This is a genomic window from Thiomonas sp. FB-6 (genome assembly GCF_000377645.1).
Lineage (GTDB): Bacteria > Pseudomonadota > Gammaproteobacteria > Burkholderiales > Burkholderiaceae_C > Thiomonas_A.
On record NZ_KB898506.1, the window covers coordinates 1 to 26,756 of the forward strand.

The 26,756-nt window shown below is 67.7% G+C and carries 27 protein-coding genes; 12 read left to right on the forward strand and 15 right to left on the reverse strand.

The annotated features are described in order from the left end of the window. Positions 1 to 376 (forward strand): NAD(P)(+) transhydrogenase (Re/Si-specific) subunit beta (locus D466_RS22175; RefSeq protein WP_026285131.1); only part of this gene is annotated, 376 nt, incomplete at its 5' end. Between the two features lie 78 nt (positions 377 to 454). Here D466_RS22175 and D466_RS0117100 read toward each other — a convergent pair. From D466_RS0117100 to D466_RS0117155, 12 genes are all read right to left on the reverse strand, one after another. Further along, complete coding sequence (locus D466_RS0117100) at positions 455 to 1,282, reverse strand: amidohydrolase (RefSeq protein ID WP_018914920.1); 828 nt, start codon at positions 1,280 to 1,282, stop codon at positions 455 to 457. A gap of 34 nt (positions 1,283 to 1,316) precedes the next feature. Continuing rightward, positions 1,317 to 2,153 carry a shikimate dehydrogenase gene (locus D466_RS0117105; RefSeq protein ID WP_196803511.1) on the reverse strand — a complete coding sequence of 279 codons (837 nt, stop codon included), beginning with the start codon at positions 2,151 to 2,153 and terminating at the stop codon, positions 1,317 to 1,319. Between the two features lie 20 nt (positions 2,154 to 2,173). Next, entirely contained in the window at positions 2,174 to 3,028 is an 855-nt protein-coding gene (locus tag D466_RS0117110; protein ID WP_018914922.1) for a citryl-CoA lyase, read from the reverse strand. Between the two features lie 9 nt (positions 3,029 to 3,037). Further along, positions 3,038 to 4,462, reverse strand: a complete 1,425-nt coding sequence (locus tag D466_RS0117115) for an aldehyde dehydrogenase family protein (RefSeq protein WP_018914923.1) — start codon at positions 4,460 to 4,462, stop codon at positions 3,038 to 3,040. Between the two features lie 43 nt (positions 4,463 to 4,505). Then, complete coding sequence (locus D466_RS0117120; protein ID WP_018914924.1) at positions 4,506 to 6,038, reverse strand: aldehyde dehydrogenase; 1,533 nt, start codon at positions 6,036 to 6,038, stop codon at positions 4,506 to 4,508. 65 nt (positions 6,039 to 6,103) lie between these two features. Next, positions 6,104 to 6,886: a type I 3-dehydroquinate dehydratase gene (aroD, locus tag D466_RS0117125; RefSeq protein ID WP_018914925.1), complete on the reverse strand. Its 783-nt coding sequence runs from the start codon at positions 6,884 to 6,886 to the stop codon at positions 6,104 to 6,106. Positions 6,887 to 6,986: 100 nt separating this feature from the next. Next, on the reverse strand, positions 6,987 to 8,288 hold the full coding sequence (locus D466_RS0117130) for a porin (protein WP_018914926.1): 1,302 nt from the start codon (positions 8,286 to 8,288) through the stop codon (positions 6,987 to 6,989). Positions 8,289 to 8,369: 81 nt separating this feature from the next. Next, positions 8,370 to 10,133 (reverse strand): thiamine pyrophosphate-binding protein, encoded by a 1,764-nt coding sequence (locus tag D466_RS0117135; protein ID WP_018914927.1) that lies wholly within the window; start codon positions 10,131 to 10,133, stop codon positions 8,370 to 8,372. A gap of 61 nt (positions 10,134 to 10,194) precedes the next feature. Next, positions 10,195 to 11,439: a CaiB/BaiF CoA-transferase family protein gene (locus D466_RS0117140; protein WP_051083779.1), complete on the reverse strand. Its 1,245-nt coding sequence runs from the start codon at positions 11,437 to 11,439 to the stop codon at positions 10,195 to 10,197. A 69-nt stretch (positions 11,440 to 11,508) separates the two neighbouring features. After that, the gene (locus D466_RS22180) at positions 11,509 to 12,405 is read right to left on the reverse strand and encodes a DMT family transporter (RefSeq protein ID WP_018914929.1); all 897 of its coding nucleotides are present in this window, start codon (positions 12,403 to 12,405) and stop codon (positions 11,509 to 11,511) included. Positions 12,406 to 12,463: 58 nt separating this feature from the next. After that, a complete protein-coding gene (locus tag D466_RS0117150) occupies positions 12,464 to 13,297 on the reverse strand; it encodes a sugar phosphate isomerase/epimerase (RefSeq protein WP_018914930.1) in 834 nt (277 codons plus the stop codon). Between the two features lie 271 nt (positions 13,298 to 13,568). After that, the gene (locus D466_RS0117155) at positions 13,569 to 14,306 is read right to left on the reverse strand and encodes an IclR family transcriptional regulator C-terminal domain-containing protein (RefSeq protein ID WP_231385760.1); all 738 of its coding nucleotides are present in this window, start codon (positions 14,304 to 14,306) and stop codon (positions 13,569 to 13,571) included. A 202-nt stretch (positions 14,307 to 14,508) separates the two neighbouring features. On the opposite strand from D466_RS0117155, the gene D466_RS0117160 reads away from it, so the two are divergent. From D466_RS0117160 to D466_RS0117180, 5 genes are all read left to right on the forward strand, one after another. Next, positions 14,509 to 15,387, forward strand: a complete 879-nt coding sequence (locus D466_RS0117160) for a shikimate dehydrogenase (RefSeq protein WP_018914932.1) — start codon at positions 14,509 to 14,511, stop codon at positions 15,385 to 15,387. Between the two features lie 71 nt (positions 15,388 to 15,458). Continuing rightward, on the forward strand, positions 15,459 to 16,337 hold the full coding sequence (locus tag D466_RS0117165; protein ID WP_018914933.1) for a branched-chain amino acid ABC transporter permease: 879 nt from the start codon (positions 15,459 to 15,461) through the stop codon (positions 16,335 to 16,337). After that, complete coding sequence (locus D466_RS0117170; RefSeq protein WP_018914934.1) at positions 16,334 to 17,272, forward strand: branched-chain amino acid ABC transporter permease; 939 nt, start codon at positions 16,334 to 16,336, stop codon at positions 17,270 to 17,272. Before D466_RS0117165 ends, D466_RS0117170 begins: the two co-directional genes overlap by 4 nt. Next, a complete protein-coding gene (locus D466_RS0117175) occupies positions 17,269 to 18,024 on the forward strand; it encodes an ABC transporter ATP-binding protein (protein ID WP_018914935.1) in 756 nt (251 codons plus the stop codon). Before D466_RS0117170 ends, D466_RS0117175 begins: the two co-directional genes overlap by 4 nt. Then, complete coding sequence (locus D466_RS0117180; protein ID WP_018914936.1) at positions 18,014 to 18,748, forward strand: ABC transporter ATP-binding protein; 735 nt, start codon at positions 18,014 to 18,016, stop codon at positions 18,746 to 18,748. Before D466_RS0117175 ends, D466_RS0117180 begins: the two co-directional genes overlap by 11 nt. Before the next feature lie 22 nt (positions 18,749 to 18,770). Here the strand turns inward: D466_RS0117180 and D466_RS0117185 are convergent, their stop codons facing one another. Then, the gene (locus D466_RS0117185; protein ID WP_038166686.1) at positions 18,771 to 19,478 is read right to left on the reverse strand and encodes an IclR family transcriptional regulator; all 708 of its coding nucleotides are present in this window, start codon (positions 19,476 to 19,478) and stop codon (positions 18,771 to 18,773) included. Positions 19,479 to 19,687: 209 nt separating this feature from the next. On the opposite strand from D466_RS0117185, the gene D466_RS22185 reads away from it, so the two are divergent. From D466_RS22185 to D466_RS0117200, 3 genes are read left to right on the forward strand one after another with little or no spacing between them, the layout of a single operon-like run. Continuing rightward, positions 19,688 to 20,542 carry a VOC family protein gene (locus D466_RS22185; RefSeq protein ID WP_081630013.1) on the forward strand — a complete coding sequence of 285 codons (855 nt, stop codon included), beginning with the start codon at positions 19,688 to 19,690 and terminating at the stop codon, positions 20,540 to 20,542. Beyond that, complete coding sequence (locus D466_RS0117195; RefSeq protein ID WP_018914939.1) at positions 20,542 to 21,444, forward strand: sugar phosphate isomerase/epimerase; 903 nt, start codon at positions 20,542 to 20,544, stop codon at positions 21,442 to 21,444. Before D466_RS22185 ends, D466_RS0117195 begins: the two co-directional genes overlap by 1 nt. Further along, positions 21,444 to 22,004 (forward strand): thioredoxin domain-containing protein, encoded by a 561-nt coding sequence (locus D466_RS0117200; RefSeq protein ID WP_018914940.1) that lies wholly within the window; start codon positions 21,444 to 21,446, stop codon positions 22,002 to 22,004. Before D466_RS0117195 ends, D466_RS0117200 begins: the two co-directional genes overlap by 1 nt. 39 nt (positions 22,005 to 22,043) lie before the next feature. Here D466_RS0117200 and D466_RS0117205 read toward each other — a convergent pair whose 3' ends face one another. Further along, complete coding sequence (locus D466_RS0117205; protein WP_018914941.1) at positions 22,044 to 22,751, reverse strand: substrate-binding domain-containing protein; 708 nt, start codon at positions 22,749 to 22,751, stop codon at positions 22,044 to 22,046. A gap of 40 nt (positions 22,752 to 22,791) precedes the next feature. Further along, positions 22,792 to 23,700 (reverse strand): LysR substrate-binding domain-containing protein, encoded by a 909-nt coding sequence (locus D466_RS24175; protein WP_018914942.1) that lies wholly within the window; start codon positions 23,698 to 23,700, stop codon positions 22,792 to 22,794. Between the two features lie 151 nt (positions 23,701 to 23,851). On the opposite strand from D466_RS24175, the gene dctP reads away from it, so the two are divergent. From dctP to D466_RS0117225, 3 genes are read left to right on the forward strand one after another with little or no spacing between them, the layout of a single operon-like run. Next, positions 23,852 to 24,892: a TRAP transporter substrate-binding protein DctP gene (gene dctP / locus D466_RS0117215; RefSeq protein WP_018914943.1), complete on the forward strand. Its 1,041-nt coding sequence runs from the start codon at positions 23,852 to 23,854 to the stop codon at positions 24,890 to 24,892. A gap of 16 nt (positions 24,893 to 24,908) precedes the next feature. Continuing rightward, a complete protein-coding gene (locus D466_RS0117220; protein WP_018914944.1) occupies positions 24,909 to 25,427 on the forward strand; it encodes a TRAP transporter small permease in 519 nt (172 codons plus the stop codon). Further along, the gene (locus D466_RS0117225; RefSeq protein ID WP_018914945.1) at positions 25,424 to 26,716 is read left to right on the forward strand and encodes a TRAP transporter large permease; all 1,293 of its coding nucleotides are present in this window, start codon (positions 25,424 to 25,426) and stop codon (positions 26,714 to 26,716) included. Before D466_RS0117220 ends, D466_RS0117225 begins: the two co-directional genes overlap by 4 nt. Positions 26,717 to 26,756 lie beyond the last annotated feature (40 nt).

Below are 26,756 nucleotides of genomic sequence, written 5' to 3' on the forward strand. Positions count from 1 at the left end.
CGTGAAATACGCCATCCACCCGGTGGCCGGGCGCATGCCGGGGCATATGAACGTGCTGCTGGCCGAGGCCGAGGTGCCCTACGACCAGGTGTTCGAGATGGAGGACATCAACCCCGAGTTCGCGCAGGCCGACGTGGCCGTGGTGCTGGGGGCCAACGACGTGGTGAATCCGGCCGCGCGCACCGATCCCAAATCCCCCATCGCCGGCATGCCCATCCTGGACGCCTTCAAGGCCAAGACGGTCATCGTGAACAAACGCTCCATGGCCACCGGCTATGCCGGGCTGGATAATGATTTGTTCTACCTGGACAAAACCATGATGGTGTTCGGGGATGCCAAGAAGGTCATCGAGGACATCGCCAAGGCCATCGAATAAGGCCGCGGCGGGGGAGCCGGCCGGCATGGCGCCCGATGGGGCGCGAGCCGCGCCGCCGCGGCGGCGCGGCCGGTGGACTCAGGCGAAGCCGAACAGCGCAGCCGCGCTGTCATGCATCAGCTGCTGGCGCTCCGGCGCGGAGAACATGCGTTCCCAGCGCCGCAGCATCGGGCCGACGTCCAGGCGAAACGGGGCCTTCAGATACGGCCAGTCGGAGGCCCAGATGCAGCGCTCGGCTCCGAAGGCGCGCACGAGCGCCTCGATGTAGGGCTGCACGTCGTCGAAGGGAAAGGCCGTCTCGGCGAACTTGGCCTCGCCCGAGAGCTTGACCACCGCGCGTCCTTCGCGCCCCAGCGCGAGCAGGGTCTGGAATCCCGCCTGCCCGAGCCCGCGCGAGATCACCGGTCGGCCGCAGTGGTCGAACATGAGGCGCAGGTCGGCGATGCCGTCCACCAGCGACAGCAGCTCGACCAGCTGGTCGCCCTCGATCTGGAACTGCGCCCACATCCCGAGCTCGGCCAGGCGCTGCAGCAACGGGCGCAGGCCCGCATAGTGCGCCACACCGTGCATCGCGGGGTTGAAGGCCACGCCCAGCACACCGCGGGCGCGCAACTGCGCCAGGGTCTCCAGCGAGGCGTCCTGGGGCAGCACAACAATGCCCTTGAAACGGCCCTTGCCGGTGTCGAGCGCGTGCAGCAGGCAGCGATTGTCCAGGTTGTAGCCCGAGTTCGGGCCCACCAGCAGCGCATGGCGGACGTTGAAGCAGTCCATGACTTGCTCGAAATAGCCTTGCGCGCCGATCTCCTGCCCTTGCGGACGATAGGCCACGTCGGGCGCGTAGGGAAAGTTCTGCGGATCGAGCAGGTGGCAATGCGTGTCGATCTTGGGTTGGTCGAAGACGTTCATGGGGTATGCGACGGCCGCTACGGACGCTCCGGGTTCAAAACGTGGCGGCGAGGGCCGCGCGCAGTTCGTCGGTGATGCGCGGCTGCACGCCGAACCACAGTTCGAATCCGCGCCGCGCCTGATTGAGCAGCATGCCCAGGCCGTTGACCGTGGGATTGCCGCGTTCGCGGGCAGCCGCGAGCAGGGGCGTTTCCAGCGGGATGTAGATCACGTCGGACACCAGCGCGGTGCGCGGCAGGCGATCGAGCCTCAGGTCCAGCGGGGCATGGCCGTGCATGCCCTGGTTCGTGGTGTTGACCAGCAGAGCCACATCCGCCAGGGCCTCGTGGCGCTCACTCCAGTCGTGCACCTCGACCTTGGGCCCGAACTCGGCGGCCATCGCCTCGGCCTTCCCGCGCGTGCGGTTGATCAGACGGATGCGCGGCGCGCCCTCGTCGAGCAGGCTCAGGACCACCGCGCGCGCCGCGCCGCCGGCACCGAGCACGGTCACGGGTCCGGCGGCAGCGCTCCAGTCGGGCTTGGCGTCACGCAGGCATTGGATGTAGCCGTAGCCGTCGAAGTTGTAGCCGCCGAGGGTGCCGTCGGCGTCCGCCACCACCGTGTTCACCGCGCCCATCCGGCGCGCCAGCGGATCGATACGGTCCAGCAGCGGCATGATGGCGACCTTGTGCGGAATGGTCACGTTGCAACCGGCGATCCCCAGGGCGCGAATGCCGCGCACCGCGTCCTCGAGGGCCCCGGGTTGCACCGGAAACAGGCCGTACGCGGCTTGCAGCCCATGCTCGCGCACCCAGAAGTTGTGGATGGCCGGCGAGCGCGAATGCGCGACCGGCCATCCCATCACACCAGCGAATTTGAACGTCTTCTCCATGCTCATCTCCAGGTTCTTGTTCAACGGGGTTTCGGATCGGAGCGCTGCGGCAGGTCGCGGCGCTCCGGTCCGAGGTAGCTGTAGGGAATTTCCTTGGGCATGGGCCCCTTGATGCGCGCGCCCTGCTGCTTCTGCTCCCAGGCGTGGGCGAGAATGCCCACCGAACGCGAGAGCACGAACAGGCCGCGGCCGAGTTCCGGCTCGAAGCCGAGCTCGCAGAAGATCACCGCGGTGATGCCGTCGATGTTCATCGGGATCGGCCGGCTCCGGGTGTTGCGCAGCACCGATTCCACGGCCCGGCCGATACGCGCGTAGCGCCCGGCGACCACGCCCACGGTGACGGCACGGTCGACCAGCGCGAACAGCGGCTCGGTGCGCGGATCGATCGGGTGGAATCGGTGCCCGAAGCCGGGCACCATCTTGTCGCCCGCGGCGCGCCGGCGCTCGAGGACCCGCGCGGCGGAGTCCACGAGTTCGCCGTCGGCACCGGCCTCGGCGTCGATCTGCCGGTACAACTCCATGCACTGCTGGCCGGCCCCGCCATGCACGTCGTCGAGCACGTTGACCGCCGAGGCCATCGCGCCGTTGACCGGCAGCCCGCAACTCACCGCCATGCGCGAAATCGCGATCGACGGCGCATGGGGCCCATGGTCGACCCCCGGCACCAGCGCCGCCTCGAGCAGCGCCGACTGCCCGCGCGTGGGCAACTCGCCGCGCAGCATCAGCCAGATCATGTCCGTGAAGCCCACGTTGCCGATCAGCTGCTCGATGGGGTAGCCGCGCACGGCGATCTTGCCCGGATGGATGTCGATGATCGACGTGGACCACCAGTCGGAGGCCTTGCGCAGCAGGTCGTCTTGCTCAGGCTGGCTCATCGGACCTCCTCAGGCTTCCAGCGCCGCATCGTAGAACGGGCCGAACAATTCGGCATCGGACGGACGGTCCTCCGGAATGGGCACCGACACCCAGGTGGTGTTCAGGTAGTGCTTCAGGTGGACGTTCTCGGACACGATGTTGCCGCCCCAGGTTCCGCAGCCCAGGCTGGAGGTCATCGGCATGCCGTTGTTGAAGGCCCCCGCGTTGGCCTTGGACTGCGGCTGGCGCACCATGATGCGGCTGACCGGCGCGGCCATCGCCAGACGGTGGATATGGTCCTGGTCGAAGGAGTAGATGCCGCAGGAGTGCCCCTTGCCGCCGACCTCGTAGACCGCGCGCATCATGTCCAGCGCCTGCTCGAAGCCCTCGTAGCGGTACAGCGCGAGCAGGGTAGTCAGCTTCTCGCGCGAGAAGAAGTGCTGCTTGCCGATGCCGTCGCCGCGCACCATGATGAACTTGCGGTCGTCGGGAATCGTGAAACCGGCCGCGCGCGCCAGTGCCTGCGGGGCGATGGCCACGGTGCCGGGAAGGCGATGGCCCTCGTCGTCCCACATGACGCGCCGCAGTGCCGCCTTCTGCTCCTCGCTGGCGAGATATCCGCCCTCTTCCTGCAATCGGGCGAGCAGGCCGTCGTAGACGCTGTTCTCGATGATCAGGTTGCCGTCAGCCGAACAACCCGATCCGAAGTCGGAGGTCTTGGACAGGCGGGTGTTGCGTGCGGCCTCGGCGAGGTCGGCCGTCTCGTCGATGACCATGGTCGAGTTGCCGGCGCCCACGCCATACGCGGGGGTGCCGGAGCTGTAGGCCGCGCGCACCATCGGCTGGCCGCCGGTGGCGATGACCAGGTCGGCTCGCGCCATCAAGGCCTGCGACATCGGAATGTTCACCCGGGTCAGGCATTGCAGCAAGTCGGGCGGCGCGCCCTCGCGTTCCAGGGCCTCGCGCATCAGGCGGACGGTCTCGAAGGAGGTCTTCTTCGAGCGCGGATGCGGGGAAAAGATGACCGCGTCTCGCGCCTTGAGCGCGTAGATGGCGTTCCCCGCGGGAGTCAGGTCGGGGTTCGTGGTCGGCACGATGCAGGCGATCACGCCCACCGGCTTGCCGTACTTTACGATGCCCTTGTCCGGAATGCTCTCGATGACGCCCACGCTCTTCTGGCGCAAGGCATCGCGCAGCACGCCGCGGATCTTCATGCGCTTGCCCATGCGGCTTTCGGGATCGCCCAGGCCGCTTTCCTCGATGCCTTCGGCGACCAGTCGCGTGAAGGTACGTTTGTTCGCCACGGCCCAGGCGACGGCCTGGCACAGCCTGTCCACACGAGCCTGGTCGTAGGTCTCGACGATCGCCAGCGCCTTGCGCGCGCGTTCGAAGGCCTGATCGAGCTCGGCCTGCTGCTCCTCGGTGATGTCGTTCCTGCTCTGCACTTCAGCCATTTTCCTGAATCTCCATGATGGTTCGGGGCCCGCCGCGCATGCGTCAACGGCGGATGAAGGGGTTGCTCACGTCCAGCCCGGGGGAGAGCCAGACGCACTTGGTCTCGAGGTACTCCTGAATGGCATCCACGCCGGATTCGCGGCCGATGCCCGAGCGCTTGAAGCCGCCGAAGGGCGAGGTGTAGCTGGTGGCCCGGTAGTTGTTCACCCAGACCGTGCCGGCCTTCACGCGCTCGGTGACGTACAGCGCCCGCTGCAGGCTGGCGGTCCATACGCCAGCCGCCAGCCCGAACTGCACGTCGTTGGCGATGCGCACCGCATGTTCCTCGTCGTCGAAGGCGATGACCGAAAGCACGGGGCCGAACACTTCCTCCTGCGCGATGCGCATGCGGTTGTCGACGTCGACGAAGATGGTCGGCTCCACGAAGCGCCCCGAGCCGATGTCCGGGCGCGCACGCCCGCCGGCCACGCAGCGCGCGCCCTCGGCCTTGGCCACGGCGATGTAGGAAAGCACCTTGTCGAATTGCGCCGGCGTGGCGATGGGGCCGATGTGGGTCGCCGGGTCGGCGGGGTCGCCCAGCCGGATGTCGCGCACGAACTCGACCAGTCGCGCCACGAAGGCGTCGTGGATGCCGCGTTGCACGAGCAGGCGCGAACCCGCCTGGCAGGTCTGGCCCGCGGCCGCGAAGATGCCGCTCACCACGCCGAGCAGCGCGCGGTCCAGATCGGCGTCGTCGAACACAATGTTGGGGGACTTCCCCCCCAGTTCCAGCGTGACGGTCTTCAAGCCGCGAGCCGCGGCCTCGTAGATCTTCTGGCCGGCGGCCTCTCCGCCGGTGAAACCCACGTGCGCGACGTCCGGGTGCTCCACCAGCGGCGCGCCGACCTCGGCACCGAATCCGGTCACCACGTTGACCACGCCGGGTGGGAAGCCCGCGAGCACGAACAGCTCCGCGAACTCGAGCATGGAGGCCGAGGTGAACTCCGAAGGCTTGATCACCACCGTGCAGCCCGCCGCCAGCGCCGGCGCCAGTTTCCAGCTGGTCAGGGTCAGCGGCGAATTCCAGGGCGTGATGATCGCCACCACGCCCTTGGCTTCGTGGCGCGTGTAGGCCAGCACGCCCGGCTTGTCGCTGGGAATCACGCTTCCCTGCACCTTGTCGGCCAGCCCGGCGTAGTAGTGAAAGTAGTCGGACAGATAGGCGACCTGGGTTTGCACCTCCGCGGCCAGCTTGCCGTTGTCGCGTCGCTCAATCTCGGCCAGGCGGGGTGCGTGCTCGCGGATCAGCTCGGCCAGCCGGCGCAGCAGGGCGCCGCGTTGCGAGGCCGTGAGAGCCGGCCACGCACCCGACTCGAAGGCGCGCCGGGCGGCTCGCACGGCGCGGTCCACGTCGGCCCCGGATGCGCGGGGAATCAACGCCCAGTCGCGGCCGGTGTAGGGGTCTTCGCTGGCGAAGTAGCGCCCCTCCTCGGGCGCCACAGAGGCGCCGTCGATGTGGAGCTGGTAGCGCCTCAGGCCCTCGACCGGGTGCGTCGCGGGTTGGGCTCCGGAGTTGCCGGACATGGTCTCGTCCATTTCGTGCAAGGAAATAGCGTTCTATTCGGTTATCGTGCTGACGCCAGCCCGCATGGCCGCGTGCTTCAGCGCGGGCCGAGGGATCGTTGCAGCACACCCAGCACGGTGCGCAGTTCCTCGATCGGAATCTGCCCGGGCGCCGAGGCGCTCGCCCCCACCGCGAAGCTGACCGTGGAGCCGAACATCCAGCCGAACAACCGGGTCAGCGAGCCGTAGGGGCCCATTGACATGGTGATCAAGGGCATGGACACCCGGCGCGAGGCGTCGAGCGTGGCCCGCAGCAGCGTGAGCACGTCGTCGAGATCCTTGGGCATCACGGCCACCTTCGCCACGTCGGCCCCCAGTTGCTGCGCCTTCGCGAATCGCTCGGCGAGTTCGGCGGGCGTCGGCGTGCGCTGGAAGTCGTGAAAGGAGCCGATCAGCAAGGCGCCGCAGGATCGGGCCGCCTGTTGCGCGCGCCGGAAGTGCTCGGGCTCGCTGCTGAGTTCGCAATCCACGAAATCCACCGTCGCCTCGGCGCACACGGCCTCGATGCCGCGGCTGACCACATCCTCCGATGCGCGGATGGCTTGCCCGCCCTCGCGGATCGAGCGCCGGGTGTAGATGATCGGCACGTTCCCGGCGAGCCCGCGCAGCTCCCGCGCGGCCTGCGCGATGCGAGGCAGGTCCTCGAGCGCCTCGAAAAAGTCCACGCGCCACTCCAGCAGGTCGGGACGCTTGGACAGCACCGCCGCCGCCTCGGCGCGCAGGCTCTCCAGGTCGCGCGCCACCAGCGGCGCGCACACCAGGGGTTCGGAGCCCCCGGCCACCACGCGGCCACGCAACTGGATGGTCTTGCTCATGTTCATGGCATTGCCCTTCTTGCCTCGGGTGCCCCGCCCCCGCGGGGGCGGGGCGCCTTGCGGCTTCAATCGTCGATGATCGGACTTCGCAACCCGCGAAAGCGGGTCAGAACTTGTACATGAAGCCGACCTGCACCCCGGTGATGCGCTTGCCCTTGAGGTCGGCGGCCGGGAAGGCCTTGGTCAGCGGCGCCGAGCCCGATTGGTCGAAGGAGGCGTTGGCATCGTTGCTCAGGGTGTCGACCAGGGCGTACAGCGTGGTGGACTTGATCCCGGTGTAGTAGCTGCCCAGGGTCATGCCCTTGGCGCCGCTGTTGGCGGCGTTGCTGTTCTTGATGACGCCGTAGAGCGCCCCCACGCGCCAGGCGCTGGTCAGGTCGTAATCGGCCGAGATCTGGTAGATGTTGTAGTAGTCGTTGATCGCCGAGGCCGTCCCGGTCAGCGGAACCCCGCCCGGATAGGCGCCCCCGATGCCGCTGAAGCCGCTGCCCGGACCGACGTTCGAACGCACATAGGTCATGTACACCTTGCCGCGGCCGTAGTTGTAATCGGCGTAGGCGTTCTGGTATTCGCCCTTGGTGTTGTAGGTGGCACCGGCCGGCGCGTTCGCCCACAGGCCGTTGTAGCCCACGTCGAAGGGCCCCTTCACGTATTCGGCGCCCAGCTGGTAGACGGAACCGTTGCTGCCGACGGTGCTGGAATTGGCCGAACTCAAGGCGTAATGCGCCTGCAGTTGCAGGCCGTTGAACACCGGCGAGCTGTACGACAGGTCGTTGTCGAAGCGCGCCGGCACGCCGAAGGCGTTGACCACCGAACCCAGGGTGCGCGACGTGAAGTCGACCAGGCCGCCGTGGAAGAAGGCGATGGTCTCCTGGCGGCCGACCCGGAAGTCGCCGTAGGGGGTCTGCACGCCAGCCCAGGCCTGGCGGTCGAACAGGCGTCCGGCTCCCGGCTGGGCTCCGTTGGTGAAGTCCAGGCTCTGCTCCACGTCGAAGTGCATCGCATAGCCGGGCGACACCGTGTGGATGCCGGTCATGCCCAGGCGGCTGCGCAGCAGCGCGCCATCCTCGATAGCCGACAGGTTGCGGCCCGAGCTGCTGTGCATGTAGTTGGCGTACTCGTCGATGTCGCCGTAGATGGTGACCGAGTTGTCCTTGCCGCCGAACTGCAGCGGGTTGGAATTGGCCGCGGCCTTGGCAGGCGCCGCGGCCTGCGTGGCCACCACCTTCTGCGTGGCGGCGGCCTGGGCGGCGGTGTGCGCCTGCTCGGCCTTGAGCTGCTCGACCTCCTGGGTCAGTTTCTGCAACTGGGCCTGCAGGTCCGAGAGCTGATCGGCGTGGGCCGGCAGGGCCACGGCCAACGCGCCGGCCGACAACAGGGCCGCGGGAATGAGTTTCAGGCGATGCATGGTTGGTCTCCTCTGTGGGTGGTTTTTTTGTCCGCAAGAGCGGACGGGCTGGAAAAGCGTCAAGACGACGCGGGCAAGAAATCAGTCGGTACTGACATGCGACACCCCGCCTTGCGGGGAATAGATGTCGAGGATGTTCCAGTGGCCCGAGGTCGGCACCGGGTTGTTGCGCATCGCCACGTCGACCACGAAGGGCCGCCCGGAGGCCAGCGCGCGCTGCATGACCTGCTTGAACTCGGCGGCCGATTCGACCTTGGCGCCCTCGGCGCCATAGGCGCGGGCCACGGCCGCGAAGTCCGCCTGGTAAGGTTTGCCATCCTTCTCGAACACGGTACCCAGCGTGGTGCCGAAATGCGCCTTCTGCAGCCCCGCGATGGTGCCGAAGGCGAAGTTGTTCATGACCACCCAGACCACCGGGATGTCCTCCTCCACGGCCGTCGCCAGCATCGCGGGGTTCTGGCCGAAGCCCCCATCGCCGACCAGGGACACGACGACCCGCTCCGGGCAGGCCAGCTTCGCGCCCAGCGCCGCAGGGGCGCCGAAGCCCATCGTGGCGTAGCCGCCCGGCGTCAGGATGGAGCCCGGCGTGTACACGGGGAATTGCTGCCCCACGCCGTTCTTGTTCCAGCCCACGTCGGTGGTGATGATGGCGTCGCGCGGAAGCACCTCGCGCACCACGGAGAGGATGCGCTCGGGCATCATCGGGAACCCATCGTCCTCGACGAAGCCCTGGTTCGAAGCCACGAACTCCTCGCGATGCCGAGCGATGGCCGCGCGCAGCGCTTCGTCGCTCCGTCCGTCCGGAAGCATTTCCCTGGCCACGCGGTTGAGCACCGCCAGGGCCTGGCGCAGGTCCGCCACCACGCCGATCTCCGCCGGGTAGTTGCGGCCGATCTCCGAGGGGTCCACGTCGATGTGGATGAGCCGGGTGGAACCGGGAATATCGAAGGTGTACTGGCTCTCCCACGAACTGCAGTCGGCCTCGCAGAAACGCGTTCCGAGACCCAGTACCCAGTCGGCGGTACGGCAACGGTCGTTGACGAACTGGGTACCCCAGAAGCCCGTCATGCCCAGCGTGAGATCGTGATCGTCGGGCAGCACGCCCTTGCCCATCAGGGAATGCGCCACCGGCAGGCTCAGGTGGTCGGCCAGCTTGCGCAGTTCCTCCGCGGCGTCCGCCAGGATCACGCCCCCGCCGGCGTAGATCACGGGATTGCGAGCCTGGATCAGGGCCTCGACGATGCGCCGCGCGGTCGGGTCGTCGATGGAAGGCCTGGCGAGCTTGCGGGTGTGGCGGCTCACGCGCGCGAACAGCGATTCGTCGATTTCCACCGAGAACATGTCCATCGGCACCGAGACCAGCACCGGCCCCGGACGCCCGCTCTCGGCCAGTTGGAAGGCCTTGTCGATGATCTCCGGAAACAGCTCCGCGCGATCGACCCGCCAGGCGCGCTTCACGAAGGGGCGGTAGATCTCCCACTGCGCTGCGTCGGCATGCAGGTTGACTTCCTGGTGCGGGTGCTTGCCGTAGTAGTAGCTGGGCACGTCGCCGGCGATGACCACCAGGGGAATCGAGTCCAGCGCCGCATTGGCCACGCCGGTGGCGGCGTTGGTCAGCCCCGGCCCGAGATGGCTGAGCACCACCGCGGTCTGATTGCGCGCGCGGGCGTAGCCGTCGGCCGCATGCGCGGCAATCTGTTCGTGGCGGGTGTTGATGAACCGGATCGAGCTGTTCTCGAGCGCCGTCAGCACCGCGATGTTGGTGTGCCCGCACAGGCCGAAGATGTGCTTGACGCCCCGGCCTTCCAGGTAGCGCACCAGTTGGTGCGAGATCAGTTCCTTCATCATCGTCTCCTGAGGTTGTGCATGACCGCGGCCAGGCCGCGGCACAAGCTGTTCATGCGATTCAGATCACTGCCTGCTCGCGCATCGCCCCGATTTCCTTCGGCGAATAGCCCAGCGAAGCGAGAATTTCCGCGCTGTGTTCTCCCAGCCGCGGCGGCGGCGAGGCGACGTCGGGCCGGCCGCTGTCCATGCGGAAGCCGGCTCGCACGACGTCGAAGCCCCGCTCGATGCCCGTGGCCCCGTCGAAATGCGCGAGCAGGTCGCGGTGGCGCACCTGCGGATGCGCCAGCGCGTCGGGCACGCTGAGCACCCGGCCGGCCGGCACGCCGTGCTCGGCCAGCAAGTCTTCCCATTCGCGCGCCGGCTTCGAGGCCAGCGCCTGCTCGATCTCCTGCTTCAACTCGGCGCGGTTGCGCTTTCGCGCCTCGCGCTCGGCGAAGCGCAGATCCTGTGCAAGCTCGGGCCGGCCGATCAGCCGCGCCAGCGTGACGAACTGCTCCTGGCGGTTGGCGGCGATGTTGAGCGGCCCGTCTGCCGTAGCGAAGGTTCCCGAAGGCGCCGCGGTGAAGTTCTCATTGCCCATGGCCTGCGGCTGGCGTCCGGCGATGAGAAAGTTCGACACCACCCAGCCCATGGTGACCAGCGTGGAGTCGAGCATCGATACGTCGATGAAGTCACCTCGTCCACTGCGCTCCCGGCCGGCCAGGGCGCTGGTGATGGCGAAGGCCGCGGTCAGTCCGCCGAGGGTGTCGCAGATGGGATAGCCCACGCGCAACGGCGCACTGTGCGCGTCGCCCGTGATGCTCATCACGCCCGACAGCCCCTGCACGATCTGGTCGTAGGCGGGGGCCTTGCTCAACGGACCATCCTGCCCGAAGCCGGAGATGGCGCAAACCACCAGCCGGGGGTTGCGCTCCCGCAGCAGTTCCTGGCCGAGTCCCAGGCGCTGCATCACGCCCGGCCGGAAATTCTCGATCAGCACGTCCGCGGTGTCGGCCAGGCGCAGCATCGCCTGCCTGCCGGCCTCGGTCTTGAGGTCCAGCGCCAACGACTTCTTGCCCGCGTTCTGGGCAATGAAGGAGGCGCCCATGAACTCAGCGTTGAGCTGCGCGTCCGCGCCGAGCTGGCGCGCGAGGTCGCCGCGCCGCGGCTCTTCCACCTTGATCACCTCGGCACTGAGCAGCGCCAGCTGGTAGGCGCAGAAGGGCCCGGCAAGCACATTGGTGAGGTCGAGCACCCGGATACCCTCCAGGCTTCGCGCCCTCGTGGATCCGCGCTGCGCGAGCGCGTCCGGCGATGGCTTCATCGTGTCGTCGTCCCGAAGATCGTGCTCCACGTCCCGTGCTCCGTTCGCGCGTTCATGACCGGCACCGTCTCATGCCAGTCCCGCCGGCGATGGCAGGGCCGCGGTCTTGCGCCCCAGGGTAGCCACCAGTCCGCCCGCGACCACCATCGCGATGCCCAGCAGGGTCCAGCCCGTCGGCACGTTGCCGAAGGCCCAGGCCCCGAGCACGATGACCCAGGCCACCTGCACGTAGGCCAGCGGGGCCAGGCGTGAGGCCGGCGAGGATTCGAGCGCGTGGATCATGCAAAAGTGCCCGGTGCCGGAGAACAGCCCGGCGCAGGCCAGCAAAAGCGCACCGCGCAGGTCCGTGCGCCCATGCGCGAAGGGCAGCGAGACCGCGGTGGCCACGGCGCCGACGAGCATCACCAGGAACAGGGAATTGACCGGCGTCTCGCTGGCGGTCACGTGGCGGGTCAGCGCCTGGTAGACCGCGTAGCACAGCGCCATGGCCAGCGGCAGCAGGGCCGCCGGCGTGCCGTAGCCGCCGCCCGGGCGCACGATCAGCAGCACGCCGGCGAAACCGATGCCCACCGCGAACCAGGCCGCCGCGTGCACACGCTCGTGCAGGAACAGCACGGCGATCAGGGTGAGCAGCAGAGGGTGCACGAAGCTGATCGCCTGGGCCTCGGCGATGGGCATCAGTTGCATCGCCAGCACGATGGTCAGCGTGGCGCCGGTGAGCAGCAGGCCCCGCAGGATCTGCAGCCCGGGCTGGCGCGTGGCCAGCAGCGCGCGGCCCCGCCGAGGGCCGTAGACCAGCGCGAGCAGGAGCATCGGCACGGTGTAGCGCGCGAAGGCGATCTGGTTCACTGGATAGCTGACGGCGAGAAATTTCGACAAGGTGTCGGCGCAGGCGAACATGAGCGTGGCCGCGACCGCCAGCAGCGCGCCTCGGCGATGGCGATGACGGCGTGCGGCATGGCTCATCGAGCCCCCCCCCGCGGGCTGCGTGCGCCCTCGTGCCGGCACATCACCGTGCCTGCGCTCAGGCGAAGCATCCGATCTCCTGCGCGTGCTCCTGCACGTAGTTCTTCGCCGACTCCAGGCAGCGGAAGGCATGCTCGGCGTAGCCGAACTCTCGCGCGCGCTTGAGGTGAGGCAATTCGATCGAGTACACCGGCACGGGCAGATGGCGCAGGATCGACGCCACGTCGATTCCGCCTTCGCCCACGTACAGCCGCTCCTCGCGAAGGATGCGCGTCATCTCCGCCCGATCGGCCGGGATGTCCGCGCAGGCATCGCAGATGTGCGCGAAGTGGAACCAGTCGCGCGGCAGTTCGTCCAGGTCCTCGGGCTTGTCGTGCGCGCGATGGAAGTGATGCATGTCGACCATCAGGCCGGCATTGGGCTGGCGCACGGCTCGCAGCACTGCCGCGGCCCCCTGCAAGGTATTGACGCTCGAGATGGGGACGTACTCCAGGTCCACGCTCAGGCCGAAGGGCGCGGCCAGCTCGCAGATCCTGGCGAACTTCTCGGTGGCGTAGGCGATGTCGGAGGTCCAGATGCTCGAGAGCACGGCCTTGGCGCCCAGTTCCGCAGCCACCTCCATGGCCGGCAGGTACTTGGTCGGATGCATATCGTCATGCACCCGCGCGAGCTCGATGTCGTGCACTTTCATGCCCGTCTCGACCAGCGCGCGACGGGTCTGGCGCATCATCTCGGGATTGTCCGCGAGCGAGTAGTTCGGCTCGCTGGGCAGCCCCATGTAGATGAGCCTGGGGCTCACGTAGTCATAGCCGGCCCGGGCGGCGACGTACACCATTTCCGGGGTGGGGCACCCCAGCACGGTCAGATGGGCAAGGGAATATCGAATGGTCATCGGCAACTCGTCGACAGCTGAACCCGGCGTTGCGAACCACCGGTGCGTTCACGAGGTGCTGATGCTAGAAATGCTCAAACGGACCAGCAATCTGGCCCAAGGGGTTACTGCGCGCAATGCGCGCACATGAAACCAAGGAGCGCGCACTTTGCCGCGATAGAGCCCGCACGGGCGCGCAACTCCGTCCGGAGTGATCACAACGGGAATCACCCCCCTGGAATCGGTATCACCCGGGAACCCGGCGATGCACCGCGAAGCCGCGGCGCGAACTTCAGAGCAGCGACAGCAGCGAATGCTCGGCCTGTCGCAGCAGCGGCAGCACGCGCGCGATCGCGGACTTGGAACTCTCGCCGCTGATGGGCAGGCTCACGCTGATCGCGCCGACGACCGCGCCCGTGCGCGATTGCACGGGCACCGCGATGCCGCGCCGGTCCCGCTCCATCTGCTGCTCCAGGATCACGAAGCCGTCCTGGCGCGCACGGTCGATGACCGCGCGAACCTCGTCGGGACGCGTGAGGGTCATCGAGGTGTAGGCGATGAACTTCTGGCGCGCGAGCCAGGCATCCACCTCGGCCGGGCCTTGGCAGGACAGCAGGGCGATGCCCGCCGCGGCCAGGTTCGCCGGCACGCGCGCGCCCAGCATGAAACTCAAGGTCTGGAAGGTGCTGGAAACATTGCGCGCGATGAACACCAGGTCGCCGTCGTCCAGCACCCCGAAGGAGGCGGTGACGCCGCCGAGTTCGCGGCTGATCTGTTGCAGGAACGGCTGCACGGTCCGCGGCAGGCGGGCCGAGTCGAAGTAGGACCAGCCCAGACGCAGCACGCGCGGAGTGAGCCAGAACATGGTCCCGTCGCTCTCCAGGAAGCCCATGCGCCGCAGGGTCAACAGGTAACGCCGCGCCGCGGTGCGGCTCAGCCCCGTGCGCTTGGCCGCCGTCGAAGCGCTCAGGCGCGGATGCGAATCGGCGAAGGCCTCGATCACGCGCAAGCCCTTCTCGATCCCTGCCACGCCGTCTCGCTTCGAGTTCTCTTCTTCCGTCACATGGGCCTCCCAGCGCCAAAGTGCGCGAATAGCGCACACTCCAGAGCGATTTTCACGCGCCCTCTCCAAAACCGCAATAGATTGCGGCCCTGCGCCTGACTAGGATGCACGGACACAAGACCCAACAGAGTCCGGCCGTCGGCCCGGGCTCCAACGAGCGAGACAAATCTTGATCATTACCGGAACCACGCAGGTCTACGCGATCGCGGCCGATCCTGTCGCACAGGTGCGAGCACCCGAAGTCTTCAACCACATCTTCAACCGCCACGGCATCGATGCCGTCATGGTCCCGATGCAGGTCGGCGCCTCCGAGGTGATCGACTGGACACGCGAATTCTTTCGCGCGCGAAATGCCGGCGGCGTGATCCTGTCGATCCCCAACAAGTCCGCGGTCATGAGCGCTCTGGCGCGCTGCGACGACCTGGGCCGCACGATGGGCGCCGTCAACGTGATCCGCCGCCTCCCGGACGGCAACCTCGAGGGTGCGCTGTTCGACGGAGAGGGCTTCGTGCTCGGCATGGAGGCCGACGACCTGGCCTACAAGGCGCGGCATGCGCTGATCCTCGGCGCCGGGGGCGCCGGCTCGGCGATCTCGGCCTCGCTGGCGCGCCGCGGCGTGGCTTCCATCACCCTGTACGACCCGGTACCCGGCAAGGCGGCGGAGGTCGCCGAGCGCGTGCAGGCAGCTTTCGGCATTCCCTGCTCCGCCGCGCAGAGCAACTCCCCCAAGGGTTTCGGGCTCGTCATCAATGCCTCGCCGCTAGGGCTCGGTCCGCGGGACGCATTTCCGTTCGATCCTGCACAACTCAGCCCTGGCGCCACGGTGTGCGACATCCTGATGAAAAACCAGCCCACCTCGCTGCTGCGCACGGTGCGCGCGCTGGGGGGCGCGGCGCAGCCCGGCTTCGAGATGCTGATCCAGCAGATCCCGTTGCACCTGGACTTCTTCGGCCACGTGGAGCCCGCGCGCCGCGTGCAGCAGGAACTCGGGCTGCTGCGCGAACTGCTCTACCCCAAGGCGCTGCGCGAGTCCTGGGCCCAGGCATGAACCCGCTCATCCCGGGCCCTGGACGGCCTGCCGGGCGCTGATCCTTCCGGAACGACGAGGACCTTTCCGATATGTTCACCTTTCTCCAACTGATCGTCTCGGGGCTGGCCACCGGGGCCATCTATGCCCTCGTGGCCCTGGGCTTCACACTGCTCTGGCAGGCTTCGGGCACGATCAATTTCGCGCAGGGCGAGTTCGTCATGCTGCCCGCGTTCTCGATGCTGTTCTGCCTCGACACGCTGCACATGCCGATCTGGATCGCCTTCCTGGTCACTTGCGTACTTTCGATGGTCGTGCTGGGGCAGGGCTTCAACCGCATCGTCGTGGCTCCGCTGCGGCGCCACGGGGTGATCCCGCTGGTCATCGCGACCCTGGGCCTGTCCACGGGGCTGCAATCGACCGTGAAGGCGGTGTTCGGGGCGCAGCCCCTGCCCTTTCCGAGCATCTTCCCCTCGTCGCTGATCCATCTGGGGCCTTTGACCCTTTCCTGGTCCGACGTGGGCACGCTGGCGGTCGCCGGCATCATGGTCTTCGGCATGCAGATCCTGCTCGACCGCACGCTCACCGGGCGAGCGATGCAGGCGGTGGCGCAGAACACCGAAGGGGCTCAAATCCTGGGCATCAACGTCAAGCGCATGGTCCTGCTGACCTTCCTGGTAAACGCCTTGCTGGGCGTGGTGGCCGCGCTGCTGGTCACGCCCACCTACCTGGCGACCTTCGACATGGGCAACACGCTGAGCCTGAAGGCGTTCTACGCAGCGATCATCGGAGGCTTCAATGAAACGCGTGGCGCGCTGCTCGGGGGCTTGCTGATCGGCGTGATGGAAAACCTGGTCGGCAGTTACATCTCGCCCAACTACAAGGACGGCGTCGCGCTGATGCTGTTCATGGTCGTCATCATGTTTCGTCCGCAAGGCTTGCTGGGCAAGGTCGAAGAGCGAAAAGTATGAACATCCAATCTCCAAAGCACATCGCGCTGGCACTGGGCATTCTCGCGCTGGTTCTGCTTCCGCTGGGGCTCAAGGGCTACGGCATCTACCTGCTGTCGCTCTGGTGCGTGTACACCATGGCCAACTTCGGGCTCAACCTGGTGGTCGGCTACGCGGGCCTGATGTCCCTGTGCCAGGCCGGCTTCCTCGGGGTCGGCGCCTACACCGCGGGCATCCTGATCAACATGGGCGTTTCCTTCTGGTTCGTGCTGCCCCTGGCGGCGCTGAACTGCTTCCTGCTGGGCCTGCTCATCGGCTTTCCGGCGCTGCGCGTGCAGCACCACTACCTGGCCTTCGCCACCCTCGGTTTCAACGTGCTGATCTTCCTGTTCATGCGCAACGAGCAGTGGCTGACCGGCGGGCCGCTGGGCATTCCCAACGTTCCGCGCCCCTCGCTGTTCGGCCTGTCGCTCGACCCGGCGGTTCCGTTCTACTACCTGGTGCTGGTGTTCACGCTGCTGCTGGCCGGGGCCATGGCCTGGTTGCTGCGATCGCCGTGGGGCCGCGCCTTCACCGCCTTGCGCGACAACCCGATCCGCGCGGAGAGCCTGGGCGTGAACATCACCCTGTACACCTTGCTGGCCTTCGCCATCGGCGCGGCCTTCGCGGGCGTGGCCGGCGTGTTCTACGCCACGCTGGTGGAGTTCATCGACCCGAACCCCTTCACCTACTCGGCGTCACTGATGCTCCTGCTGGCGGTGATCGCCGGCGGTGCCGGGCGTTTCTACGGCCCGGTGGTCGGCGCGGCGATCGTCGTCCTGCTTCCCGAGTGGCTACGCTTCGCCCAAAGCTGGTACCTGGTGATCTTCGGATTCGCGATCGTGGCCCTCATGATCTGGCTGCCCGGCGGCGTGCTGGCCCTGCCGGAGCGCCTGGGGCTGGGAGAGAAGTCATGAGCGCCACGCACCCATCCTTCCTGTCCGTGCGCGATCTGCGCAAGCACTACGGATCGATCAAGGCCGTCGACGGCATCAGCTTCGACGTCGGCCCCAGCGAGATCGTCGGAGTGATCGGTCCGAACGGCTGCGGAAAGACCACGCTGTTCAACTCCATCCTGGGCCAGATCGAGCCGACCTCGGGCTCGGTGAGCTTCTGCGAGGAGCCGATCACCGGCAAGTCTCCGCTGGATCTGTCGCGCCGGGGCATCGGCCGCACCTTCCAGAGCCTGCAGGTCTTCGGCAAGCTCTCGGTACGCGACAACCTGCTCATCGCCGGGCAGGAATTCGTAGGCACGATGGGCCGCCGGCTGTGGATGCGCCCCGACGCGGGCCTGGGCGAGCGGGCCGATGAACTGCTCGAACTCTTCCACTTGAAGAAGGTCGCGCACAAGGAGGCCGGCTGCCTGGCCTACGGCCAGCAGAAGCTCATCGACGTGGCCATGGCCTTCATGCCCGCCCCCAGGCTGGTACTGCTCGACGAGCCCTGCGCGGGAATCAACGCCCACATGGTGGACGAACTGCGCGAGATCCTGGTCACCCTGAACTCCACGCACGGGGGCAGCTACGTGGTCATCGAGCACAACATGGATTTCATCATGAAACTGTGCCCGCACATCATCTGCATGCTCGAAGGCCGCCTGCTGGCCGAGGGCTCGCCGGAGCAGATCCGGGCCGACAAGCACGTGCTGGAGGCTTATCTTGGACACTGAAGCACTGATCGAATTTGACCAGGTCGAGGCCGGCTACGGCAATCTGCGGGTCCTGCACAAGGCCAGCTTTCGTGCCCGCGAGGGACTGATCACGCTGCTTACCGGCGCCAACGGTGCCGGCAAGTCCACCGCGATGAAGACCTTGTTCGGGGTCATCCGGCCCACGTCCGGCGACGTGCGCCTGCGCGGTCGGTCCATCGTCGGGCGCACGCCGCGAGACATGCTCGAGCTGGGCATGTCCTACGTCCCGCAGGACCGCAGCCTGTTTCCAAGCCTGAGCGTCTATCACAACCTCGAGCTCGGCGGCATCATGCTGCCGCGCAAACAGCTGCGTCCGCGCATCGAGGAGGTGCTGGAGCGCTTTCCGCGCCTGCGCGAACGGGTTCAGAGCCAGGCCTCGACCTTGTCCGGAGGAGAACGCAAGCAACTCGAGATTGCCCGCGCGCTGTTGCTGCGCCCGGACATCCTGCTGGTCGACGAGCCCTCGATCGGGCTGTCTCCGAAGATCGTGGGCGAGGTGTTCGACCTGCTCGGGCGCCTGGCCGCCGACGGCAAGACCATCCTCGTGGTCGAACAGAACGTCCGCAGCGCGCTCAAGGTCGCCCACCACGCCTACGGCATGGAACTCGGACGCATCGTGCTGGACTTGCCGGCCGACAGCATCCTGGACAACCCCGAGTTCAACCGCCTGCTGCTGGGCGGCCATGTCGCCGACGCCGCATGACCGGCCCGCGGGGCCGGGGCCGCTACGCCAGCGGGCCGAACACCGCCGCGTTTCCCCCGAACGCCGCCGTCAGTTCCGCGGCGTTCTCTGCCAGCGAGCGCACGACTGCTTCGCGCGCCAGGGTCTCGATCCGGTAGCGCGGGCCCGACAGGCTGAGGCAGCCGACCACGGCCATGCCCTGCCCGAACACCGGGCAGGCGTAGGCCGCGGTTTCCGGATCGCGTTCTCCGAACGATGCGGCGAAATACTCTTTCCGGATCTGGTCGTAGCGTCCTCCCCGCTCGCCGCCGAAGGCCAGCAGCACCCGGCCGGCGGCTCCGACGTGCAGATCCAGGGTGTCCCCCTCGCGCACCGTATCGGTCACCGAGCGGCGCCCCTGGATGCGGAAGGTGCATATGCGGCTGTCCCCCTCGCGCACATAGAACGACGCGCTTTCATTCCACTCGTCCACGATTTTCTGCAGAATGGGAAGCACGTGGTCGCTGCTGCGGAACTGGCGCTGGTACAGGCTCGCCAGGAACAGGGGCTTGTATCCGATCTGATACAGCCCGTCGCTTCCACGCTTCAGGAAACCGAATTTCTCCAGCGAATCCGCGAGGCGCAGTATGGTGCTCTTGTAATAACCCGTGCGCCTCGAGATCTCGGCCAAGGTGAGGCCGCGATCATCGCTGCGGAATGATTCGAGGATCCGCAATGCGCGATCGACGGCAGCGACTCCGAGAGTGCTCATGTCAGGGATTTCACGGGGGAATGAATTTTCCGCGGCGCCGTACGTGTAGCATGAGGCTGCGGGGAATGGCCGAACGAGCGGCTTCTGGATATCTTCGGGCCTTTTTTCAAGGGCTTGCTAATGTCTCGTCTCATGGATTTCTGGTTTTTATTCCAGCCTGCTTCGAATATTTTGCTTGAACCTTGCGAGAATATCAAATGGCAGAATCGATGGAACGCGCAACCGGCGGCAACGGGAATATTCTCGGCATGGACGGCCTGGAATTCGTGGAATTCGCCACGGCGAATCCTGAATCCTTCGGCGCCGTACTGGAGAAACTGGGCTTCGTGCGCATCGCCCGGCATCGCTCGCGCCGCGTGTTCCTGTATCGACAGGGCCCCATGAACCTCGTGGTCGACGCCGATCCGCAGGCCCTGGCCAGCAGCACCATACGCCCCGACAGCGTTTCGCTGGACGCACTAGCGTTTCGCGTGACAGACGCCCGCAGAGCATACCAACACCTGATGGAATGCGGGGCCTGGCCCATTCCCAGCCGCGCCGAGGCCATGGAGCTGAACATTCCCGGGGTGCACGGCGTGGGCGACTCGATCCTGTACCTGGTGGACCGCTACCACGGCATATCCATCTACGACGTGGATTTCGACTTCGAGCAAGGCGTGGACCCGAGCCCACCCGCGCGGCATGGACTGCAGTTCCACTCGGCGGTGCAGACCATCGAGACCTGGCGCAGCGACGTCTGGACCGATTTCTACGGCCAGCTGTTCGGCTTCACCCCGCGCGCGGGAGGCGACGATATCGATACGGCTTGCGCCCTGCTGGCCAGCCCCTGCGGGAAGTTCGGCATCGAACTGCTGGAACTCCCCGAGGATCTGGCCCACGACCAGCACTGGGACGAAGGCTTCGCGCGCCTGAATTTCAGCACCACGGATCTGGCGGGCACGGTGGCATCGCTGCGGGAGCAGGGAATCGACATCGACCCCCGCAGCACCTCGACCGAGGCGCTCACGCGCAGCGTCGCCAAGGGCGTGCAGTTCGGCTTCATCGCACGTCCGGGACAGTCGTGATGCAGGCCTACGTCCACCTCGATCCCGTGGCCCTTCCGGGGCCGCTCGAAAGCAAGCTGGAGCATGCGCGTGCGGCTGGCTTCACACAGATCATGCTCTGGGGCGCCGACCTGGCCAACCATCCGCTCGGCTTCGACCACGCGGTGCGCCTGGTGCGCTCCAGCGGGCTGCGCGTGGCCGGGCTCCAACTGCTGCGCGACTACGAGGGGCGGGGACCGGCGCGCCACAGCTACAAGATCGACATCGCGAAGGAATCGCTGCGCATGTGCCGCGCGGTGGGCGCGCCCTTGCTGATCGTGACCTCGAGCACGGAAGTCCCCGCGCCCGATGCGCGCGACGACATCTCGGATCTGCGCAAGCTGGCCAACCTCGCCGTGCCCTTGAAGGTGCGCATCGGCTACAAGGCGGTGCCGTGGGCGCACCGGGTGCGCACCGCGGCCGATGCCTGGGCCACCGTGAGCTCGGTGGAGCATGCGAACTTCCACCTGGTGCTCGACACCCTGCACATTCTGATGACCGGCTCGGACCTGCAATTCCTGGAGGACGTCGATCCCGAACGCATCGCGCTGGTCCAGCTCGCCGATTTCAGCGAAGCGGCCATCGTCTCCGATCCCGACCGGCGCACGGCGGCCAACCATGGGCGGGTGTTCCCTGGCGACGGCGGACACAGCGCGCGACTGATCGAGATGATCCGCGCCATCGACCGCAGCGGCTACCGCGGCGACTACAGCCTGCTGGTCATGAACGACGACTACCGCCAGCTGCCTGCGACCGTGGTCGCCGAACATGCGCGACGTTCGGTCAACTGGCTCAGCAACCAGGTGCTGCGCCGCGCGCTGCAGCCGCGCCTGACACCCAGGGCGGGCGCACCCGCATCCACACCCGGCAAGGAATGCCCTTGATGCTCCATCCCCTCGAAAACCTGCAGTGGGGCGGCGGCGCATGCCGTGTCGAACTGTTCCTCGAGCCCACCTGCCCCTTTTCGGCCCGCGCATTCGCCAAGATCGACGAACTGCTGGAACTGGCCGCCCCGGGCCGCTTGAGCATCCATGTGCGCCTGCTCTCGCAACCCTGGCATCAGTTCTCCCCGCTGGTGACGCGGGCGATCCTCGCGGCTTCGGCCGGGGTCGGAGGCAGGGACGCAGCGCGCCGCGTGATGGACGTGGTCTTCGCCCACCGCGACGAATTCGTGCTGGCCGATCACTGCACCGGGCCGCTGCTCGACCGCAGCCCGCGCCAGACCCTGGCGCGCATCGAGGAGCTCGCGGGCTTCGGCATCGCTGCGGATTTCGCCGATCCGCGCGTCACCACGCAGATGAAATGGCATGCGAAGTACGCCCGCCAGAACGGCATCCACGTCACCCCCACGGTCATGGTGGACGGGCTGGTCGCGGCCGACATGAGCAGCAAGGACTCGGCGCAGACCTGGCTGGCGCGCATCGACGAACTGGCTTGGGCCTGAAGCCGGCGCGGCGCCACGCCGCGCAATGGGGTTCGGCGCTCAGGCCGGCTCGAGTCCGTGCGCGAGCTTGGCCGCCGCCGTCTCGGGCGATGCCATGTAGGTGATCAGCGCGCGCGCCTCATCGCGGCGGCCCGAGGCGGCACAGACCGCGGCGGTGAAGCGCGTGACGATCTCGCAGCCGGCGGGAAGCTCGCCGAGCACGCTCACCCCCGCCAGCCCCACCAGTTCGCTGGTCTGCTGAAAGCCCAGGCTGGCCTTGCCCTCGGCCAGCAGGCGTCCCACGGGAACGCCGGCCGGCGCCTGCACCAGCCGCTCGCGCACCGCGTCCAGCACGCCCCAGCGCTGCAGCAGCGCGAGCACCGCGGTGCCGCTGGGGCCGGTGGAGTGGCCGATGGCCGAAGCCTCGAGCACCGCCTTTCGCAGCGCCTGCTCGGTGCCCACGTCGATGCGCGGGGCGCCCTCGGGCACCGCCACGACGGTCTTGGACACCACCAGGTCGGTGCGGCCCTCGGCCAGCGCACTGCCGGAGGCGATCAGCTTGTCGATCGCGTCGCTCGCCAGCACCACCAGGTCGAAAGCCTCGCCCTGCGCGACGCGGCGCGCGGCGTCCACGCCGCCCACCGACTCGAAGTGCACGTGCAGGCCGCGCCCGCGGCCGCTGTGTGCCAGCTGGGCGAGCAGCGCCCGCGTGGCCATGGAGGAGATGCCCTGCAGGGGCGTTTGGTCAGGGTTCACGAAAGCATCCATGCGAGCGTTGGGTTGCGGAAAATGATAAGGGGGGCCGCCCTCACACATCGGCGCGGCCCAGCTTGGCGGCGAAGTGCCTGACCCAGGAGATCAGTTCGGTGGAGGCCGGGGTCAGCGGGATGTCGTCGCGCCGCAGGATCGCGATCTGCGGCGCGGGCAGGCGCTCGCGGATGGGCACGATGGCGAGTTCCTGGCGCCAGCGCGTGTCGTCGAGCACGGCGCGCGGCAGGGTCCCGAACAGGTCGCTCAGCGCCAGGATCCCCGGCAGGGCCATGAAGGACTCGCAGACCAGGCCCACCTTGAGGCCGCTGAGCCCCGCCGCCTGGAAGGCCTGCTGGATCAGCGCGCCGGCCCCGCCGGCTCCGGTGGAGATGACCCATTCGGATTCGGCCAGTTCCAGCAGCGACTGCGCCTTGCGCAGCGGGTGGTCGCGCCGGCACACGATGACCACGTCGGCCGGCAGCAGGAGTTCCGCGACGAAGGGCGGCTCGAGCTGCTCCACCGCGCAGGGGCTGATCGCGAAGTCCAGGTGGCCGTCGCGCAGGCCGCCCAGCACCGCCGGGTACAGGCCGTCCACGCAGCGCACGCGGATGGCCGGGAAGCGTTCCCGGAAGGCCTTGATCACGGACGGAATGATGCTGATGCCGATGGCCGGCGAGGTGGCAAAGGACACCGTGCCTTCCCAGTGGCCCCGCAGTTGCGCGATCTCCTCGCGCGCCTTGCGGCTCTCGCGCTCGATGGCGCGCGCCCGGTCGAGAAATGCCCTTCCGAATTGCGTAGGGGTTACCCCGCGCCTGGAACGGTGCAGCAGAGGCGCGCCGAGCTCCTCCTCGAGCTGCTGCAACGCAGCAGTCATCGCCGATTGCGAGACGTGCACGGTCTTTGTTGCGGCGCGGAATCCGCCCGCCTCGACGACCGCGATGAAATAACGGATGGCTTGGAGTTTCATCGGAAAGTGATCGATAGGAACGATCAATGCATCGAAATTCGATTGTTCGCCGATCCATTGTGCCCCGTAGCATCGATCCAGATCAATGCGTACCCCGCCCGGATCTGCAAGGCCGCCGGCGCGAGGTCCCCCCCCCCCGAGGAGACAGCCCATGTTGCACTTCAGATCCCGCTGGCTGCACGCCGCCGCCATCACCCTGTCCTGCGCCTTCGCGGGATTCGCGGCGGCTCCCGCGCAGGCCGCCACGACCCTGGTCATCAACCAGTTGCTGCCTCCCGGCGACGCCTTCAACCAGCAGGTCCTGCGCCCCTGGGCGCAGGAGGTGGAAAAGGTCACCCAGGGCCGCGTGCTCATCAGCCTGCCGGGCGCGCCGGTGGCGCCGCCCAACCAGCTGTGGAACGCGGTAACCGGCGGCATCGTCGACGGCGCCTACGTGTTCAACGGGCTGCTGCCCCACCAGCTGCCGCTGGAGCAGGTGGCCGCGCTGCCCTTCATCGGCGGCACGGCCGCGCAGACCTCCGTGGCCTTGTGGAAGACCCACGAGAAGTACTTCGCCAAGGCGGGCGAGTACCGCAACGTGAAGTTGCTGGCCTTGTTCTCGCTGCCTCCCGGCGAGATCTTCAGCCTGGGCAAACCCATCGTGCAGCCGGCGGACCTGGCAGGACGCCGCATGTGGGTCATGCCGGGCGTCCCGCAGCAGGTGCTGGTGCACAGCGCGGCCGGCGTGGTGTCTTCCCCGGCGGTGCAGCTCAGTGAACTGGTCGCCGGCGGCACGGTGGATTCCTTCGCCGGCATGGGCGACTACAACGCCAAGGCCTTCAAGGTCATCGGCTACGTCAAGTCGGAGACCCTGATCCCGGGCGGGCTGTCGGTTCCCAGCTTCTCGCTGGTGATCAACAAGGCGCGCTGGGAATCCATCTCCCCGGCCGACCGCAAGGCCATCGAGTCCATCTCGGGCCTGGCCTTCGCGCAGCGCATGAAGCTGATGACCGAGCTCAATGTGCAATCCCGCGAGCAGGCCGGCAAGAGCGGGGTACACGTCGTGCAGGCCTCGCCGGCGCTGATCGCCGAGCTCAAGGGCTATGCGCAGCCCATGGTGCAGCAGTGGCTGGCCGCGGCACGTGCCAAGGGCGTCGACGGCGCCGCCGCCCTGCAGTACTTCCAGGCCCAGGCCCAGGCCCAGGCCCGTTGAGCGCGCGGAGCCGGTCATGCAACAAGCCCTGAACCCCGCGCCCGGCGGCTCCCTGCCCGTGGCCCTGGCTCGCCTGCTGCTGCGCGCCTGCGTGGTGCTGACCATGCTGGGCATCATGCTCGTCACCGTGGTCAACGTGATCATGCGCTACGTGTTCGTGCGGCCCATCAGCGGCAGCGACGAGATCGTGCAGTTCCTGCTGGCGCTGCTCATCTTCTCGGCCTTTCCGCTGGTGACCGTGGAGCGGCGGCATTTCTCGGTGTCGCTGCTGGCGCGCAGCGCGCGCGGGGCCCTGCGCTACTGGGGCCAGGCGCTGGAGCTCGGGGTCAGCACGCTGGGCTGCGGCATCGTCACCCTGCAGTTGTTCAGCCAGGGCCGGTTGCTGGCTTCCGAGCAGATGAGCACCATGGTCCTGCAACTGCCGCTGGCCCCGCTGAACTATGCGATGAGCGCGCTTTCGGCACTGGCCTTCGTGGGCATCCTCGCCGCCTTGCTGGGTCATCTGCGCAGCGGCCTCCACGGAGCCCGGGCATGAGCGCGGCCCTGCTCGGATTCGCCGTGGTGCTCGCGCTGGCCTTCCTGGGCGTGCCGCTGTGCTTCGCGATGCTCAGCGTCGGCGTCGGGCTGTTCGCCGCCCTGCGGGGCCTGCATCCGGCGCTGATGATGGCGGGACAGACCATTTCCGACCTGGCCACCAACGAAGGTTTGTCCGTGCTGCCCATGTTCATTCTGATGGGCGCGCTGATCTACAAATCGGAACTGGCCGACGAACTCTACGACGCCGCCTACGCACTGGTCGGGCACAAGCGCGGCGGCCTGGCCTACGCCACCGTGCTGGCCAGCGCGGGCTTCGCGTCCATCTCGGGGAGTTCCATCGCCACCGCGGCCACCATGACCAAGGTCGCCATGCCCTCGATGCGCCGGCTGCACTACGACGACAGCCTGGCCAGCGGCTGCGTGAGTTCGGCCGGCACCCTGGGGGCCCTGGTGCCACCCAGCGTGCCGCTGCTGATCTACGGCATCGTGACCCAGCAGGACATCGCCAAGTTGTTCGTCGCCGGCATCCTCCCCGGGCTGCTGCTGGGCACGCTGTTCATGGTGTCCATCTGGTGGACGGTCTCTCGCAATCCCGCGCTGGGCCCTGCGGGCCCGCAACTGGGCTGGCCCGAGCGCCTGCGCCGCATCTCCAAGGTCTGGCCCATCGTGCTGCTGTTCCTCATCGTCATGGGGGGCCTGTACAGCGGCGTGTTCACCGCCAACGAGGCAGGCGGCGTCGGGGCCGCCGGGGCCACGCTGTTCGCCGCGGCTCGCGGCAAGCTGCGCTGGTCCGTGCTGGTGGACTCCCTGTGCGAGGCCGGGCGCACCACGGCCATGATCTTCGCGGTGGCCTTCGGCGGCATGGTGTTCGCCAACTTCGTGACCCTGTCCGGGCTGACCAGCGCTCTCGTGGCGCTGGTCGGCGGCCTGCACCTTCCGGTGACCGGGCTCATCGTGGTGATCATGCTGGTCTACGTGGTGCTGGGCTCGATGATGGAGGCCATCTCGATGATGCTGCTCACGGTGCCGGTGTTCGCGGCCGTGCTGGGGCCGCTGGGCGTGAGCATGCTGTGGTTCGGGGTGTTCGTCGCCATGATGATCGAGATCGGCATGATCCACCCGCCCATCGGCATGAACGTGTTCATGGTCAAGACCATGATGCCGGAGCTGAGCACACGCACCATCTTCGCCGGCACCATTCCCTTCCTGGTGGCGAATTTCGTCGCCCTGGGGCTGATCATCGCCTTCCCCATGCTGGCCACCTGGCTGCCCACATTCGCCCGCTGAGGGCCGCGCGCAGCCGCGGGCGCCGGCGTGCCCGCGAGCT